This window comes from Pseudomonas sp. Z18(2022) (assembly GCF_036346535.1).
Lineage (GTDB): Bacteria > Pseudomonadota > Gammaproteobacteria > Pseudomonadales > Pseudomonadaceae > Aquipseudomonas > Aquipseudomonas yamanorum_A.
The window spans coordinates 144,136-156,764 of sequence record NZ_JAOTOA010000011.1 but is presented as its reverse complement, the minus strand read 5'-3'; the positions used below and the strand labels follow the sequence as shown (position 1 = coordinate 156,764).

Annotated in this window: 13 protein-coding genes; 6 read left to right on the top strand and 7 right to left on the bottom strand. The window is 57.3% G+C overall.

The window, feature by feature from the left end:
- Positions 1-8: 8 nt before the first annotated feature.
- Together V3W39_RS21245 and V3W39_RS21240 are read right to left on the bottom strand one after the other, a co-directional pair.
- Positions 9-1,412: a hypothetical protein gene (locus tag V3W39_RS21245; protein WP_330213294.1), complete on the bottom strand. Its 1,404-nt coding sequence runs from the start codon at positions 1,410-1,412 to the stop codon at positions 9-11.
- A gap of 658 nt (positions 1,413-2,070) precedes the next feature.
- Positions 2,071-3,093, bottom strand: a complete 1,023-nt coding sequence (locus V3W39_RS21240) for a zinc-dependent alcohol dehydrogenase family protein (protein WP_177045265.1) — start codon at positions 3,091-3,093, stop codon at positions 2,071-2,073.
- 248 nt (positions 3,094-3,341) lie between these two features.
- On the opposite strand from V3W39_RS21240, the gene V3W39_RS21235 reads away from it, so the two are divergent.
- Positions 3,342-4,256, top strand: coding sequence for a LysR family transcriptional regulator (locus tag V3W39_RS21235; RefSeq protein WP_008433801.1), 915 nt, complete (start codon positions 3,342-3,344; stop codon positions 4,254-4,256).
- Positions 4,257-4,564: 308 nt separating this feature from the next.
- Here the strand turns inward: V3W39_RS21235 and V3W39_RS21230 are convergent, their stop codons facing one another.
- Positions 4,565-4,957 carry a hypothetical protein gene (locus V3W39_RS21230; protein ID WP_330213293.1) on the bottom strand — a complete coding sequence of 131 codons (393 nt, stop codon included), beginning with the start codon at positions 4,955-4,957 and terminating at the stop codon, positions 4,565-4,567.
- Positions 4,958-5,350: 393 nt separating this feature from the next.
- Between V3W39_RS21230 and V3W39_RS21225 the strand changes: the two genes are divergently transcribed.
- Genes V3W39_RS21225 through V3W39_RS21210 form a run of 4 tightly spaced genes read left to right on the top strand, consistent with a single transcriptional unit; the run spans position 5,351 to position 8,467 of the window.
- Positions 5,351-6,487 carry a radical SAM protein gene (locus V3W39_RS21225; RefSeq protein WP_330213292.1) on the top strand — a complete coding sequence of 379 codons (1,137 nt, stop codon included), beginning with the start codon at positions 5,351-5,353 and terminating at the stop codon, positions 6,485-6,487.
- Positions 6,487-7,101 (top strand): 3'-5' exonuclease, encoded by a 615-nt coding sequence (locus V3W39_RS21220; RefSeq protein WP_330213291.1) that lies wholly within the window; start codon positions 6,487-6,489, stop codon positions 7,099-7,101. Before V3W39_RS21225 ends, V3W39_RS21220 begins: the two co-directional genes overlap by 1 nt.
- Positions 7,098-7,679 carry an AAA family ATPase gene (locus V3W39_RS21215; protein WP_330213290.1) on the top strand — a complete coding sequence of 194 codons (582 nt, stop codon included), beginning with the start codon at positions 7,098-7,100 and terminating at the stop codon, positions 7,677-7,679. Before V3W39_RS21220 ends, V3W39_RS21215 begins: the two co-directional genes overlap by 4 nt.
- Positions 7,676-8,467 carry an aldo/keto reductase gene (locus V3W39_RS21210; RefSeq protein WP_330213289.1) on the top strand — a complete coding sequence of 264 codons (792 nt, stop codon included), beginning with the start codon at positions 7,676-7,678 and terminating at the stop codon, positions 8,465-8,467. Before V3W39_RS21215 ends, V3W39_RS21210 begins: the two co-directional genes overlap by 4 nt.
- Before the next feature lie 4 nt (positions 8,468-8,471).
- Here the strand turns inward: V3W39_RS21210 and V3W39_RS21205 are convergent, their stop codons facing one another.
- From V3W39_RS21205 to V3W39_RS21190, 4 genes are all read right to left on the bottom strand, one after another.
- Entirely contained in the window at positions 8,472-9,023 is a 552-nt protein-coding gene (locus V3W39_RS21205) for a 3'-5' exonuclease (protein ID WP_330213288.1), read from the bottom strand.
- A gap of 96 nt (positions 9,024-9,119) precedes the next feature.
- Positions 9,120-10,016 carry an ATP-binding protein gene (locus V3W39_RS21200; RefSeq protein ID WP_330213287.1) on the bottom strand — a complete coding sequence of 299 codons (897 nt, stop codon included), beginning with the start codon at positions 10,014-10,016 and terminating at the stop codon, positions 9,120-9,122.
- Entirely contained in the window at positions 10,013-10,510 is a 498-nt protein-coding gene (locus V3W39_RS21195; protein ID WP_330213286.1) for an HORMA-1 domain-containing protein, read from the bottom strand. The genes V3W39_RS21200 and V3W39_RS21195 overlap by 4 nt, the downstream gene beginning before the upstream one ends.
- A complete protein-coding gene (locus V3W39_RS21190; RefSeq protein ID WP_330213285.1) occupies positions 10,507-11,454 on the bottom strand; it encodes a CBASS oligonucleotide cyclase in 948 nt (315 codons plus the stop codon). The genes V3W39_RS21195 and V3W39_RS21190 overlap by 4 nt, the downstream gene beginning before the upstream one ends.
- Before the next feature lie 238 nt (positions 11,455-11,692).
- Between V3W39_RS21190 and V3W39_RS21185 the strand changes: the two genes are divergently transcribed.
- Positions 11,693-12,601: a helix-turn-helix transcriptional regulator gene (locus tag V3W39_RS21185; protein ID WP_330213284.1), complete on the top strand. Its 909-nt coding sequence runs from the start codon at positions 11,693-11,695 to the stop codon at positions 12,599-12,601.
- Positions 12,602-12,629 lie beyond the last annotated feature (28 nt).

Below are 12,629 nucleotides of genomic sequence, written 5' to 3'. Positions count from 1 at the left end.
CCACCCCCTTAACGCCCTGACAGCTGGCAGGTTGCCATGGCCGGCCTGTCCGACTGCGGCACCATAGTGGCGGATCGCTTGCGATAGAGGTGTTGGAGCAAGTCGAGCGGTAGCCCGCTGACGTCGGTCACCCATTGCGCCAACATATCGGCCACCGGCTTGCCTTGCAGTGCCTTGTGCAGCTCAGGGAGTGCCACCAGCATGCCGGGATGGCATTGGCGCAAAAAGCTTTCGAGGCGCTCGCCGTGCCGGATAAACGGCGAGAACATCAGGCAATTCAGCTGGTTTTCCTCCAGCCCAAACAACTCGTGGGCGTACCCGGCAGACAAGGCGCGACCCTCGGCAGTGGCTGCCCGGGCAATCAGGTGTTCGCTAATCTGCTTGCGTCGCATGAACGGCGTGGCCTGCTGTACAAACCCCAGGACGCCCTCCTCATAGTCCAGTTCCCGCAGGGACTCTGCCTGCAGGCCCCGCAGGTGGGCCATCAGCAGCGGGTTCACGTGGCTCGGGTGGCTGAAATGAAAGCCAAACTCGTCCGTCTGATAGGCCAGGAACTGCCGCAGCAACGGCCCGGACGCGTAGTCGACCGCCTCCATCAGGTCCGCAACGCAGATGTAGGCGAGATGGCGGTGGCTGTCCTTGTCTTCAGGAGTGCCGTCGGCGTAGTGCTCGCCGTACAGGTCGCGGTAATACCCGTCGCTCCACTCATCCATGCGCGCGAACAGCCCGCTGAGCACCCGGGGTTGCCGCGCGGGCACCACAACGCTGGCCGACAGCGCCGCCTTCTTCAGCCACGCCAGGTACTCCCGTTGCTTGCGTGAGGAATCACCGCTGACCAGCGCATGCACCCCTCCATTCCATGTGGTCACGCGCTGGTAAAAGTCGCCGAGGGCCAGGTAAGCGTCGCTGCACAGCGTCTGGCCAAGGTCCGCTGACGTCAGATGCCCGACCATCAACAGGTTGCGCCGGCTGCTGTCGCGCGCTGTAGCGGCTGCTGGTCGCAGGTGGTTGAACGGCAACACCTCCTGATTCTCCACCATCAGCAGTTCCACCCGAGGGTCATCATGCAGGAACAGCGCGCTGTAGCCGCGATGCAGGGTGTCCAGCGCGGTTTGCGTCATGCCGGCATGGCGCAAGGTGGCGACGCGCAATTGAAAGGTCCGGGGCGTGCGGCCCGCGAGTGTCAGTTGTGCCGCACGCAGCAAGGTCAGGACGTAGCTGCTGCCGGGGCCGGTGCCGTGGGCGACCAACACCCTGTACTCACCGAGCCGCTCAATGCCGCCTGCCGCCACGACGATTCGTTGAATCAACAATTGCAGCGAAGTGCGCTCTGTTCGAGAGAAATGCCCTACCAAGCGTTGCAGTACTTGTTGATAGACATAGTTCATGGCTTGCTCGTGAATTGCGCTCATAGTTCTACTACCTGAGTTGAAATATCAGTTTCGGGCAACCGTTAACGGTATTTGCCAGACCTGTTGTTTCCATAGGGGGTGTTGTCTATTGCAACATGTGACATTTAATCGAGATTAGCACCGGACCATGCCCGCCAATCGGCGTATCGGGGCTTCCAGTCCCGGACAAGCGCCAGCAGTCGAGGCGCAGAGCTCAAGCGGGCAGTCTTAGGAAGGCTCTTACAACTTCCTACCCTGTTTTAACTTACAAACTAAAGAAGCATCTGACGCAACCAACTTTAATAATGCTTTTCCGCATGAGCGGGCATACGAAACGTTATTGGGCTTAACGGATGCGCGGAGTAGTTTCAGATATTCAATCATTGCTCAATCCTTGAGATGAAAGTGACGGGGCAATTATCAGCGCTTGAATAATGATTAACAGATACAGAACCTTGGCTAAAACCAGTGCAGATGAGCACGCGCCAAGGGTCGGGATCGTCCAGACACGACAACGCCGCGCTGGGATTCAGGGCGGCGTCAGGGGGAAGCGGGTGATTTACCGGGCTCAAGGCCTTGAATCCCGGGTCAAACAGTCGGCAGGTTAAATCCTGTCAAATGGCGCATTTACCCCATGCGCCCGGGGGCAGGAAGACTCGCTTGAGAATATTCCCACAGATCAAACAGCTTCTACCTGCAAGGCAACCCGCTCACGGCATGGACATTCGTCCATGTAACGGTGCGCTTCGACGAACTGGCTGAACGGAAATACCGTGGTTTTCAGCGGTACCAGTACCTTGTCGGCCGTCAGTTGGTTGATGTCACGCAGGGCTCGCTGCAAGGCCACTTGGTCCTGGATGATGCCCAGTTCCGGTTTGCCGGTGAAGTTACCGATGCAGTGCACAAAGAACTGAATGTTCTTCTGGAAGGCTGCGCAGGCCGGGAATGGCGTCTGGTTGCCGCCTTGCAGGCCATACAGCACCAGGCTGCCACGGGGCGCCAACACATCACCCAGCAACGACATCTGCGGGCCACCCAGGCCATCGAACACCACGTCCACGCCGCGGTTGTCGGTGAACTTGTTGACTTGCATCAGCAGGTCCTGTTCTTCGGTGACGATAACCTTCTCCGCCCCCAGGGACAGCAGGTATTCACGCTCGTCGCTGGTCTTGGTTGCGGCAATCACCCGCACACCCAGGGCTTTGCCCAGTTGCACGAACGAGGGGCCGGCGCAGTGGCTGGCGTCCGTCACCAGGGCGAATTGCCCGGGTTTGACTCGTGCCAGGTCCATGTACGCAAAGTAGGCAATCAGCAGCGGCGTGTAGTGCACGCTGGCTTCGATCGGGCTCAGGACATCCGGGTACCGGGTCAGGGCCGAGCGCGGCAGGACGATCTGTTCGCCGTACACCGGGTAATCATTCGGGCTCTCGGCCGGGAAGCTGGCGACCTTGTCACCTACATTCAGGTCGTCAACGCCTTCGCCAACGGCCACAACCACGCCGGCCATTTCATGCCCCAGGCCTGATGGCAGGCGGGCATGGGACGATGCCAGGTTCTGGCGCCACAGAATGTCGTACCAGCTGATGCCAATCGCCTCGACGCGCACCTGCACTTCGCCCGGTGCGGGCTTAGCGGCTGCATGCTCTTCGCATTTGAGCACCTCGGCCGGACCAAACTTGTGAAAACGGATCGTGCGGGACATCGCAAACCTCGTCAAAGTAACCTCTATTGCCATGAACTCTATCTGGGCTTTCGGAGCAAGACCACCGGTCGCCGTTAATAGTCGACATGCCTGTCATTGATTCCGCACATACGGAAAACGTACCAAGCCATGTAGGAAAACTGAATTAGCCGGTGCAGAGTACCAGCCTTTCCCCGTAAGATTCATGCCGGTCATTGTTCTTATATGACCGCTCCCGTCAAGTTTACTGACGCCGCCTGGGACACAAGATGAACCGTAACGACCTGCGTCGTGTCGACCTCAACCTGTTGATCGTATTCGAAACCTTGATGCATGAGCGCAGTGTGACCCGCGCTGCCGAGAAATTGTTCCTGGGCCAGCCGGCCATCAGCGCGGCGTTGTCGCGCCTGCGGGGCCTGTTCGACGACCCGTTGTTCGTGCGTACCGGGCGCAGCATGGAGCCATCGGCCCGTGCGGTAGAAATCTTCGCCCTGCTCTCCCCGGCCCTGGACTCGATCTCCACGGCCGTCAGCCGCGCGTCCGAGTTCGACCCGGCCACCAGCACCGCCGTATTCCGCATCGGCCTGTCGGACGACGTCGAATTCGCCCTGCTGCCCCTGCTGCTCAAACGCCTGCGGGCCGAAGCTCCCGGCATCGTGCTGGTGGTGCGTCGCGTCAACTACATCCTGATGCCGGGCCTGCTGGCCTCCGGCGAAATCTCGATTGGCGTGAGCTACACCACCGACTTGCCGGCCAACGCCAAGCGCAAGGTACTGCGCCGCAGCAAGCCGATGCTGCTGCGGGCCGACAGCATGCCCGGCTCCATGAGCCTGGACGACTTCTGTGCTCGGCCCCATGCCTTGGTGTCGTTCGCCGGGGACTTGAGCGGGTTTCTGGATGAAGAACTGGAGAAACTGGGCCGCAAGCGCCATGTGGTGCTGGCAGTGCCGCAGTTCAACGGGTTGGGCACGTTGCTGGCGGGTACCGATATTGTCGCGACCGTGCCGGACTATGCCGCAGAAGCGCTGACCTCTGCAGGGGGGTTGCGGGCCGAGGAGCCGCCACTGCCGGTGCGCACGTTTGAGTTGCATATGGCGTGGCGTGGGTCACAGGACAATGATCCGGGGGAGCGTTGGTTAAGGTCGCGGATTCAGATGTTTTTTGGCGACCCTGAGAGTCTTTAGGCGTCGTCTGGCAGGCTGTTCGACTGATCATTTCTGCCTTTCCACCAACCATGGAGCTCCATTCACTTCCAGTGTATTGCTACATTGAGGGCATATTTGAGGGCATGCTATGGATGGTTTGAAAAGGATGCCCCCAGCCTGAGGTCCAACAGCCCTTTTTCGGAAAAGTCCTACGCTATTGCTCGCAAACCACCATCGCACCAACTGTTTTGATCATTAGCAATAGAGTGTAGGCTCTACTCTACTAGTCTCGATGTCTGTTCTAAACCGATTGTCGTAACCAGTGATGGGCAGCTTACCGATGCCGTTCAGTCATGAATGCACGTAGAGATGATGTCATTACCGTGCTGAGTCGAGTTTCTTGCCAGCACCACCTGTTCCAGAATGTCGAAATCTACAAGGCACTGACTCCAGTCAACGCCGTAATGAGCGAAACCCGTTCGATAGCCTTGGATGAGTCCGTTTTTCTTGAAAAAACCCTTTCCGCACGCCCCCATGCAGTCGAAGCCGTTAATTTCTTCATGCGTCATGAAAAAGATCTTCAAGGTATCGGACAGCATGGACAAGCAGGTTTGGCCAACTATTTGGAAACCTGCCTGAGCCCGAAGCCACTCCTGCAAAAATTCCGGCTCCAGGCTCATGGTGTCGGGATCGAATGGCGGTGGCTGGTCAGGCGCTTCCTGTGCATCAATTTTGCGCATGGTTTCAACGAACGGGGCTGCAGCCTCATCGTAATAGTCTGGATAAATGCCGTACGCTCTTTGAGGAAGAAATCTACGTCCAATCTATGCACCTCCCGGATGACTCGAGGGCAGCTCCGTCAGTGCCCATAGGACAGCCATTTATAGTCCCGGCCGATCTAACGTCGGAAACCTTACCTCGGGCGTTTCGGATGCGAGGACGTCAAGTCAGAGGACGGGACTGTTTGTTCGCGTGGAAATTTTAGATCCATCATTGCCCAATTTGATGGCAAATTGATAGTCTATCAGCTCGCCTGCCTGGTAGACATCGCTCTGCAGCGCACACGTCCCAGGATGGATAGGCACACCTCTAAGGAGCATCTGCGGCTTGGTCGAGCCGCAAGGAGTGCGTCAATGGAAAGAAACGTCGCCATCATCGACGCCACGCAGCAGTCACTGGTCAACCCAAGCCTCAGGGATCCTGTCGAGTACCGCAAAAGCGGTCTGAGCCTCAACCATATCGTCGGCTGTCCACTAGATTGCAGCTATTGCGTAAGGCACCTGTTCGGAAACTTTGATCAGCGTACGCCCCAGGCGTTAATGAGTGACGAAGAGGCGTTCGAACGGTTCGTCTCACATCGATTTTTCCAGCCCCACATCACGCCAATCCAGCTTTTCAATCGGGCGACTGACCCGATGCTGTCGGACGTGAAAAGCCACACGCATAACCTCTTGCGGCTGTTAGATGAAGCAGGCCTGACCAACAACGTCCTGGTCATCACTCGCTGGCGTGTAACGCCCGAGGACTGCGAACGCTTCAACGCCTTGACCAACATCAAGCTGACAATTTTGGTGACCTACTCGGGGATCGAAGATCCGAAGGTCGAGCCGATCAAATCGTCGATTGCGGCTAAAAGCCTGCGTACCCTTTTCAAGTATGCCCAGCGGTACAGGACGCTCCTGTACTGGCGTCCCATAGTCCCTGGGCTCAACGATTCTGAACAGCATATCGCCCGCGCTGCTCAGCTGGCGAAACACGCTCACGCCACGGTGTTCAGCGGTTTGTTTTATCGCCAGGAGATTGCCCAATACTACCAAAGCCAAGGCATCCCTGAACCTTACACCTCAACCGCAAGACGCAAGCTTCTGCCGCTGGAGGAGGAGCAACGTTTGCTGGGGATGTATCAGGCGCAAGCTCCAGGTACTCCGATCTTCAGAAAGACTTCTTGCGGGGTTGCCTATGCTCACCAGCAGCCCGACTACAACGGTCATTTCGGGATCACCGAGTTGTGTGACACCTGCCCTACTGCTCAGTACTCCACGTGCAAAGCTGCCTGGAAGAAACCTGAACAGTCAGTGCTCAATAGCTTATGTCAGCGCATGGGAGCCGAAGGTGACCCTGTTATTACCGAGCGATCCATCATCGTTCGGGGTCTTGATGAACAGCGACGTTACTTCATGCAGCACACGCTGGGATATCAAGTGCACGATGCCGACAAGCCGCACCACTATGATCGCCATGGACGCGCGGAAGCGCATAGGAACATCTGATGACAGACACGGAGTTTCAGTGGCCCTCCGAGCCCATCGTAATCGTCGACGTTGAAGGAAATGGCCAGACGCCGCCTGACCTCGTGGAGCTCGCTATTGCCGGTTTCCCTGTCATCGAGGGAGCAGAGCCTTCCAGCTGGCTCATCAAGCCGCCGAATCCAATCACTTGGCAAGCCAAGCGTGTACATGGCATCGGCAACTCGAAAGTGAAGACTGCACCAGTTTGGGAGGAGCTGCGGGCCAACGTCGAACAACATTTGCAGGGCAAATGGTTTGTCGCACACAACGCCTCAGTCGACTATGGCGTGATGAAGCGCTACCTGCCCGACTGGGCGCCAATTGGAGTGATCGATACCCTCAAGCTAGCACGCCACGTGTACCCAGATGCAGAACGCCATAGCCTCTCATCACTGCTGACCTTGACAGGTTTGGACGCTGAAGTCTCGGGTGAACTGCATCGCGCTGGAGAGGATGCACGAGTGACCGCCCTCCTCCTGAATCGCCTGATCAAGGACTCGCTCATCAAGAGCTGGATTGAAGTGTGCAAAATCGCCCAGCTCAAGATTCAAAAGGAGAAAGAAGCTTCGCCACCGGAACAAGGAAGCTTATGGTGAGCTCCGTTGTGATTGGGGTCGCCGGCACCCACTCAACCGGCAAATCAACCTTCTGTAATGAGCTGCGGACGGTACTTGAGTCGAAAGGAGTTCGCGTCGAAACCATTCCCTCCTTTGGGGCTCTTGCCGTGCAGCAAGGCATTCCACTGCTAACTCAACACACGTATGACTCGACGATGTGGTTCATCGAAAGGACGCTCGAGGCTGAGCAGGCAGCCCGTATTAACGCGGAAGTTGTACTTGTTGATCGCCCAATCATGGACGCGGTGGCGTACTGGAACGCTGCTGTTGAATATCGGGGTTGCGAAGTAGCGGCACATGAGCTGGAAGCGATCGGCGCCTTGATGACGGGTCATAGCCCCAACTATACGACCGTTCTTGCCACAAAACTTGAACCCTCAATTGCTCTCGGCCCTGGTCGAGACACAGATAGTCACTACAGGGCAGCAGTGGACACGCACCTTCATGAGCTTCTTGGTCGGCATTCGATCCATCACCAGATTCTATCTCACGGCTTGCGCGAAGCGCTTCTTGCGCAAGTTACCGCCGACGTATTCCTACGCATGGGATTAGCATGACTTTGACTACACGCGGGATGCTGGCTGGGAAGTCGGTATGTCGCCTTGGTTTCGGCACCATGCGGCTGACAGGGCCAGGTATTTGGGGGCCGCCTGCCGACGAGAGCAACGCGATTCAAGTCCTCCGCTTGGCAGTCGCGTCAGGCGTTCAGCATATCGACACTGCCGATGCCTATGGCCCGCACGATGTCGAAACATTGATCCGCAAAGCTCTGCACCCCTTCGCGGATGATCTGGTCATTGCAACGAAAGGTGGGTTCACGCGCCAAGGCCCGGGCCAATGGACACCTTGCGGAGTACCAGCCTACCTGCGCCAGTGCGTTGAACTTAGCCTGCGCCGACTTGGCGTCGATGCCATCGACCTTTACTACCTGCACCGAATTGACCCAAACGTCCCGCTCGCCGATCAGGTCGGAGAGCTGGAGCAAATGCGCACGGAGGGTAAAATCAAAGCGCTGGGACTGTCCAAGGCGACCATCGCGCAAGCGGTGGAAGCATCGAAGATTGCTCCAATAGCTGCCATCCAGAATTCTTTCAGCTTGATCAATACCGACTCGGATGACGTTGTGCGATGGTGCGAGAGCAACCACGTTGCCTTCGTGCCCTATGCCCCCTTGGGAACTGGTCGATGCTTGGCAGTAGAAGGCTCTAGGGAACCAGCGAGCCCGGCTCTAGCGCAGGACGCCCTCCGGTGGCTGCTGGATTACTCGCCCGCAATGTTCCCCATCCCAGGGACATCAAACGCCTCGCACCTGCTGGAGAACATGAGGGCCGCGGACGCAGACTAGACGACTAGCCACTCATCAACTGGGCTTGGATCAGCCTGAACAGTTCGGCCTGGTAAACCGCGTCATGGAGAGCGTCATGGTCACCTTTCTTGCGAGGGTTGACGATTTTGGCGATCTCACTGGAGCGGGTCTGCTCCCAGGTGCTGCGCGCGGCGCCGAAGTACATCGATTTGATATCCAGAGCCGCGATACCGAAAGGGTTTTCCCCCAGGAAGTAATGGAAGTAATGGTTCACAAATGCCCAGTCGAACGAGGCGTTGAAGCCGACAAATACGGCCCGCGTGCCCTCAGGTGCCACCTGTTCAACCCAAGCCTTGAATTGCTGCATGGCTTCGCGGGGATCTAGCCCTTCGGAACGAAGCTGCCCCAAAGACAACCCTGTAACCTCCAGCGCCTCCGGGACATATCGGTCACTGGTAGGTTTGAGGTAACAGGAGAACGTCTGGGTGTCATCAGATACAAGGCACGCCCCGATCGACAGCATGCTGTATTCCCCGGGGATAGGCCCTGATGCCTCGACATCCACGGAAATGAAAACTTCTGGTGTTGCAGTCATTAGCTACTCCTCGGCAATCAGTCATCGAGTCAGCCCGTTCGCAACTCGATTGCGGTGCGCGGCCGAGGTACATCAGCCGCGCAGGTGCAACAGCACTTACTTGTCTTCCATAACAGGCGAAGGACGCAGTGACTCAATGGAGTCCTTCAAGTCCTTGAACGTCAGCGCGCGATCCGGATAAGCCAGTGCGAGCGCTGCCGGATAGAGACGGGTGCGAAGGTCAGAGTACGTCCATGCCGGCCGCTCGCTACGCTCTCCGGTCAGCGCAGCCAGCTCGTGGAACTGCTTGTCGGTCAAGCGCAACCCCTGCAGATCCATCTCGAACAGGGCTTTGCGCTCATCAGCGTCGGGCCTGCGGAACTCTTCGACGATCGCTGCACGGCGCTGGAGCGCGGCGTCGACCACCGACAATCGATTGGTACACAGGAACACGACCACTCGCCCCTTGTACTTACGCATCTCGTCCACGCCCTGGATAAGCGTGTTCACCGCAACCTTGTCTTCATGATGGCTCTGGCTTTGAGAGCGGGATGCAGCGATGGAGTCACCCTCATCAATCAGCAGAATCGCTCGCCGGTTTTTACCGGCCGCGTCCGCGACCTCCGCCCAAACTTGAGTCAGCAACGTGCCCATTTCACCCACACGCCCGCTACCGCGGACACGGTTGCTCAGTTTGAGCAGCACCGAATCTTCCGCCCCGGATTCGCGCACGATGCGATTGGCGATGCACTCGGCCATGGCCGTTTTGCCCGTACCAACGTCACCGTGGAAGATGACCAGTGGGTACTGATCTGCAACCAGGCTGCAGATCGGCAAAACACTTTGGTGGTAATCCTTGCTCCAAGCCCCTAGTTGGCCGACATCCAGTAACAGCCGGAGTTGGTTATAAACCCGGTCGTATCGCTTAGCGAATCCTAGGAGGCCTGCCTCACGCGCAGACAGTTCACCATCGGGCAGCACCGTTTCGGTATCAAAAACACTCACTTTGCTCATTGGCCGAAATCCTTGCGCTGTACACCGTAACCGTTGCTGGAATACTCGCGGCCTAGCTTTGAAGCCAGCGAGGCATGGCTGATGTCAGCCGTGGAGGGTGACCAGGTGCGCTTGAACTTAGGGGTCAGTTTTTCCTCAGCTGCAGAGTCGTAATGGTGGGTGTAGGACAACACAATACGCAGCCTTCCCTCTGGGCACCTTGGCCACAGGCTGTCACCAGGCCGCTCATTGCTCAACGTTCCCGACTCCGCGTCGATGGTGAAGCATGTTGCCTTCAACTCCTTTTTATCGCCGGAGAGAATGGTAACGTCCACCGATTTCAAGTAGCCGCCTTTGGCCAACAAATCAATATCATGAGCCCACTCCTTCGCGCGCTCCTCAGTAGCTGCGCCAGTGCTGGATGCGATCATCATCAAGTCCATCTTGACTCGCCGCATGACGGTCTCGATGTCTGCGACCGAGTAAGTTTCTGTCCGAGTAGCTGTCTGACTCATGCCGCGTCCTCCACGCTGAAGTTTTTACCGAACAGCTCTTTCCAAACGTCGAAGTCATCGTCGACAGACGCCAGGTATGCGGTCTCCCACGACGATTTGGCGAGCGCGACAATCTCCTTACGCTCCGCCTCGGTGATACGACTGGCAACGTTGTTGGCGTTGCACACTGGATCAAGGATGACGACAGCGTCATCGAAAGCCGGGATTACCCCAGTATTTTCGGGGAACTTGATCACTTCCTTTAACTGAGACTGAGCGATGTAGAGCAGGAAAGCGCGAAACCTCTCTTCCAGCGATCCCTCCTTACCGTTGACCTCCAGTACGTGGGCCATGATGAGCTCGATGGCGAACGATTTGAGGGTACACTCCGTGTAGTTGCGCCACCGTTTGGCCAAGCGCACCAAGGTACGGAAATCGGCGTCTTCTTTCTTACGATCAGCGACGAATTTGATCTGGCAGGGGGCGCACGTCTCGACCTTCGACCCATCCACACGATCAAACTGCCAGCCGTAACCTTCTTTGTTTGGGTTGGCGATCACCGGGACGATGTCCACATCAAGCCCCGTGCCCTTGAAGGTCACCGTCGCTGCCTTACGCTGGATGACAAAATCGTCAACCGCCTTGTTTGGGTACATCTCGATCAGCGCGGCGTGGATCAAGTCGCTCAGGCTTTTGTAGGTCTCCTGGCTAACGCTTTTACCCGAGATGTAGAAGACCACATCCACATCGACGGGGTTGTCGCTGCTTTTGCGCAAGATGGTGTGCTTAGCGAAGGAGCCAGCCTTGACCACCCGTTCGATGGTGATCTTGTGCTGTTCGCGAATCTTGCTCCGCAGCGCTTTGATCAGCCTGTCGACCTGGGCGTTGTATATCTCCCGTTTATCCTTGGGCAGGCGCAGCACGTTACTGTCGTAGCGTCGAATCTCAGCGTTATTCAATGGCATGACACTTAGCCTCGATGATTTGAGCCAGCCACCACCTACCGCACGCCTCCCCATGAGCCGGCCAGCCAGGTGACAGCAGGTGCCAGGGCACCTATTTAACGGCGGCGCATGCGTGGAATTGGAGCCGGAGCCTCTAGGTTTCCGGGAAGACCGATTGCCATCTACAGGTTGCTCGCGTAGCCTAACTATACGACTACTTTTTAGATGTAGTCTAGTTTTTATACGCACAGAGGCAACCATGATGACTGATGAACCCAATGCGCCGGGCAACAGCCCAGCTTCACCTGCACGCCCAGGCGCGCGCTGGGGTCAAGAGCGTCGTTTAGAATTTATTGACTACCGACTCAGGTGGGACGGGCAGATCAACCGAAGCGATCTGACTGATTTTTTTGGAATTTCCGTACCGCAGGCATCTATCGACCTTTCCGAGTACGCGCGCTTGGCGTCGCATAATCTTGAGTACGACAACCGCACTCGTGTCTACCGATCCACCGCGGCCTTCTCACCGGTTTTCGCCTCAAGCGCATTGGATCGCTACCTGGACGACCTGCTCAGAATCGCGATCCAGCCTGACATCCCATACGGAAGCTTTCTGGGTTGGCACGCGCCTGTAGCGACAGTGCCCCGCCCTGGACGACGCCTGGATGCAGATACTGTCGGTCTGGTGCTGAGAGCGATTCGTCAGCACCATGCCCTTTTCGTGACGTACAGCTCGCTATCGACTCCGGAACCGACTGATAGGAAGTTGACGCCTCATGCGCTTGTTCAGGATGGCGCGCGTTGGCATTTCCGAGCGTTCTGCCACACCAAGCATGAGTTTCGAGATTTCTCGCTGTCCCGAGTGATCACGGCCCGCGACGCTGGCCCTGATGAGGATCGAGCTGCTGGGGATACTCAGTGGCACACCATCGTGGATCTCGTTATCGGCGCCAATCCTCGCTTAAAGCCGCATCAGAAAAGGGTCATCGAGTGGGACTATGCCATGGAAAACGGCGAGATCACCTTGCAGTGCCGGCAGGCTCTGACGTTCTACTTGCTGTACCAGTTGAACCTGCAGGAGGAGAAGCCTGAGAACTCTCCCCTGCGGCAGCAGCTGACCCTTAAGAACCGCAAAAAAATAGAGCATCTGCTACCACCGCTGAGCTGACTCAACGAGCAAGATGCCTGCCCCAACA

Bases quoted from the DNA above. Each gene is read 5' to 3' on its own strand.
- V3W39_RS21245 (WP_330213294.1), bottom strand. From the start codon at position 1,412: ATGAGCGCAATTCACGAGCAAGCCATGAACTATGTCTATCAACAAGTA.
- V3W39_RS21240 (WP_177045265.1), bottom strand. From the start codon at position 3,093: ATGTCCCGCACGATCCGTTTTCACAAGTTTGGTCCGGCCGAGGTGCTC.
- V3W39_RS21235 (WP_008433801.1), top strand. From the start codon at position 3,342: ATGAACCGTAACGACCTGCGTCGTGTCGACCTCAACCTGTTGATCGTA.
- V3W39_RS21230 (WP_330213293.1), bottom strand. From the start codon at position 4,957: ATGCGCAAAATTGATGCACAGGAAGCGCCTGACCAGCCACCGCCATTC.
- V3W39_RS21225 (WP_330213292.1), top strand. From the start codon at position 5,351: ATGGAAAGAAACGTCGCCATCATCGACGCCACGCAGCAGTCACTGGTC.
- V3W39_RS21220 (WP_330213291.1), top strand. From the start codon at position 6,487: ATGACAGACACGGAGTTTCAGTGGCCCTCCGAGCCCATCGTAATCGTC.
- V3W39_RS21210 (WP_330213289.1), top strand. From the start codon at position 7,676: ATGACTTTGACTACACGCGGGATGCTGGCTGGGAAGTCGGTATGTCGC.
- V3W39_RS21205 (WP_330213288.1), bottom strand. From the start codon at position 9,023: ATGACTGCAACACCAGAAGTTTTCATTTCCGTGGATGTCGAGGCATCA.
- V3W39_RS21200 (WP_330213287.1), bottom strand. From the start codon at position 10,016: ATGAGCAAAGTGAGTGTTTTTGATACCGAAACGGTGCTGCCCGATGGT.
- V3W39_RS21195 (WP_330213286.1), bottom strand. From the start codon at position 10,510: ATGAGTCAGACAGCTACTCGGACAGAAACTTACTCGGTCGCAGACATC.
- V3W39_RS21190 (WP_330213285.1), bottom strand. From the start codon at position 11,454: ATGCCATTGAATAACGCTGAGATTCGACGCTACGACAGTAACGTGCTG.
- V3W39_RS21185 (WP_330213284.1), top strand. From the start codon at position 11,693: ATGATGACTGATGAACCCAATGCGCCGGGCAACAGCCCAGCTTCACCT.